Below are 3,239 nucleotides of genomic sequence, written 5' to 3' on the forward strand. Positions count from 1 at the left end.
GGGCAGGGAATTGGGATCTCAGCCATTCCAAGACCTTTTGCATTAATTGATGAAATTTTGCCGGATGAAACGCCTCTTTTAATTTGCTCTTTAAATAAGTTCGTTCTCAGGAAGTAAGAAACATACTTTGAATTTAATTCGCTTTTGAATGAAAAACATGCATCGTGAAAGACCACATCATTTTTCCCAAGCCATGCAGTACCGTTTCCAATATCCTCAATTGTTTCGCCTGCAGCGACAATAATTACGTCTCCATGATTAGCGACACGTAATTTTTCAGCGACTCCTTCGTCAAGGAATGACTTGGTTTCTTCTGCCGATATTCCATAATGTGTGTACATTTCTCCATAGTGGATGCATGGAACACCTTCCGAAATAAGGTCTGATTTTACGAACCTCTTACCTCGCAGAAACTGGCCAACACTATCTAGTGTCCTCCACTCAACCTCAGCCCCATCCAGCAGTTTTTCCAGATAACTCAGCCCGCTCATGCCTGTACCTCACTGCCTTCAATTTCTGCCACAATCGCGTCAATGTCCTGGCGTAACTGGTCGATTTTGCTGACGGTGGTTTTCAGCTCGGCATTCAGTTCAGTGATATTGACAATTTCGCGGGTATCTTTGGCTGCCACATAGCTGCTAACCGACAGGTTATAGTCATTAGACGCCACAGTTTCATAAGGAACCGTTTTTGCCAGATGGTCAGTATCTGCTTTGCTGTCGAACACACTCATAATCTGTCTGATATGGTCATCAGTCAGGATGTTGTTATTAGTTTCTTTTTTAAACAGCTCACTGGCATCAATAAACTGCACGTTGGTATCGGTTTTGTGCTTTGACAGCACCAAAATATTCACCGCAATGGTGGTGCCGAAGAACAGGTTTGGTGCGAGTGAAATCACCGTCTCAACATAGTTGTTATCGACCAGATACTGACGGATTTTTTGCTCAGCACCTCCACGGTAGAAAATACCTGGGAAGCAGACAATCGCCGCGCGGCCTTTGGCGGACAGGTAGTTAAGCGCATGAAGCACAAACGCAAAGTCAGCTTTTGATTTTGGTGCCAGCACACCTGCCGGAGCAAAACGCTCATCGTTAATCAGCGTCGGATCGTCACTGCCAATCCATTTCACCGAATATGGCGGGTTCGAAACAATCGCATCAAACGGCTTTTCGTCGCCAAAGTGTGGTTCAGTCAGGGTATTGCCCAACCTGATATCGAATTTGTCGTAGTTGATGTTGTGCAGGAACATGTTCATACGCGCCAGGTTAAAGGTTGTATGATTTATCTCCTGACCATAAAAACCGTCTTCAATGATATGGTTATCAAAGTGCTTCTTCGCCTGAAGCAGCAGTGAGCCCGAGCCTGCAGCAGGGTCATAGATTTTGTTGACGTGAGTCTGACCGTGCATCGCAAGCTGAGCAATCAACTTAGAGACGTGCTGAGGTGTGAAGAACTCCCCTCCAGACTTACCGGCATTTGCCGCATAGTTAGAAATCAGGAACTCGTAGGCATCACCAAACAGGTCAATCTGGTGCTCGTTAAAATTCCCCAGTTTTAGCCCCTCAACGCCTTTGAGAACGGCGGCAAGACGGGTGTTTTTGTCTTTGACTGTGTTCCCCAGTCGATTGCTGGTCGTATCGAAATCGGCAAAGAGACCTTTGATATCGGCCTCAGACGGATAGCCGTAGGCAGAGCTTTCAATAGCGACGAAGATACTGTTTAAATCAGCATTCAGCCTGTCGTTGGTGTTAGCTTTAGCTGCAACGTTGCAGAACAGCTGGCTCGGGTAGATGAAATAGCCTTTAGTCCTGATGGCATCGTCTTTGATGTCATCGGTAATGATGCTGTCATCAAGTGCTGCATAATGTATGCTCTCATCCCCTGCTTCCATGTAGCTGGAAAAATTCTCACTGATGAAGCGGTAGAAAAGTGCACCGAGTACATACTGTTTAAAATCCCACCCATCTACGGAGCCTCTGACATCATTGGCAATGGCCCAGATTTGGCGGTGTAGCTCTGCACGCTGCTGAAGGCTTGTCATTTTGTATCCTGTTGTATGATTCTTAAGTACTGTTATTGGCCCGATTTTATCGCAATTTCATATTGATGACAGGCTTTGTATGTCATACGTTGCACTGAGAGTTCGTTTGCCCGGTTGTGTAGCCAACACTCTTTCAGTCAGGCCAGTAGAAACGTTGTGCTGACAATAAATACTGAGGCCCCAACACTTTCGGGGCTTAAGATCAGTCAGTGAGAATTTCTTCATCCGTATCCATTGTGGATGGTGATGAATCTATTTTTGTTGTAAGAAACACCCGACTCAGTAGTCTTTGCTTCAGGGCGTTTCTTCGCTCATTGTAGAATTCCGGGAAGCGACTGAACTCAATATTTTCATCTGAAACTAACAGCATTGATGGCGAATAGTTGTTTGATGGCTGAGATAGCCATTGTTTCAGGGAAGTATCCTGTTTACTTATATTCTGAGAGTGATTCAGTAAATGAAGATTCGGTATGGTGTCCCAGTATTCCGGATTTTCATAAAAGCTGAGCTTCTCAGGTGAATTCGCAATATAATCTAGTTTTTCAAGATATTTCTTTGAAAAATGATTTCTTGGGTGAAGGTGATCAATATGAAACACCTCGGTCGGATTCATTTCAGGGAACAGAAGATGCAATAGTGCGCGGCAACGACCTTCGCCATATCTGATATTGAGAAGGCTTTCGATGTATTCGTCGTCAAATCTGAGGTCTTTATTCGAGCCTTTATATCTGTCAATAATTTTCTCAAGAGGAAAATGAACATCTGAAAGACTATTCTTCATTACGTCTCTGATGCTTGTGAGTAGCGCATCCGCCTGGCTTCCAAAGATTCCTTTCAGAAGTACCATGTAAAACCACTGGCTAATTACTGAGCGTTCATTGTGGTTTTTATTCAGGAGATTAATCGTTGTATATAATGGATGTCCACTGGTTTGCTTTTTGTAAAGCCAGTAGACCACAGGAATGACTGCATTTTTAGATATCAAAGACTGTGGATTGATGCCGAATCGCCTGATAAGAATAAAGGTCTCCTTGATGCAGGATTTTATTTCAGACCATTGTTGTTGTATCTTACCGACCTCCTCTGAAGTGAAGTTTTTTACTTTGAACCGGACGTCAGAGTCAATAAGCATCAGGCTGGTTTTTAAGAACCAGTCTCTTTCAATATAAAAACCCATTTCATTATTCTGATAAAT

General features: G+C 43.7%; 2 protein-coding genes and 1 pseudogene. All 3 read right to left on the reverse strand.

Features of this window, described 5'->3' with window-relative positions; all coding sequences use genetic code 11:
* Positions 1 to 491, reverse strand: a 491-nt coding sequence (locus N6P30_RS24130; RefSeq protein WP_154827385.1) for a restriction endonuclease subunit S, incomplete at its 3' end; no start/stop codon positions are given.
* On the reverse strand, positions 488 to 2,044 hold the full coding sequence (locus tag N6P30_RS24135; RefSeq protein WP_023293484.1) for a type I restriction-modification system subunit M: 1,557 nt from the start codon (positions 2,042 to 2,044) through the stop codon (positions 488 to 490). The genes N6P30_RS24135 and N6P30_RS24130, both read right to left, overlap by 4 nt.
* A gap of 202 nt (positions 2,045 to 2,246) precedes the next feature.
* Positions 2,247 to 3,239: pseudogene (locus tag N6P30_RS24140) on the reverse strand (hypothetical protein); the annotation flags it as partial.

It is taken from the genome of Enterobacter sp. PL1 (assembly GCF_945957325.1).
GTDB classification, from domain to species: Bacteria; Pseudomonadota; Gammaproteobacteria; order Enterobacterales; family Enterobacteriaceae; genus Enterobacter; species Enterobacter roggenkampii.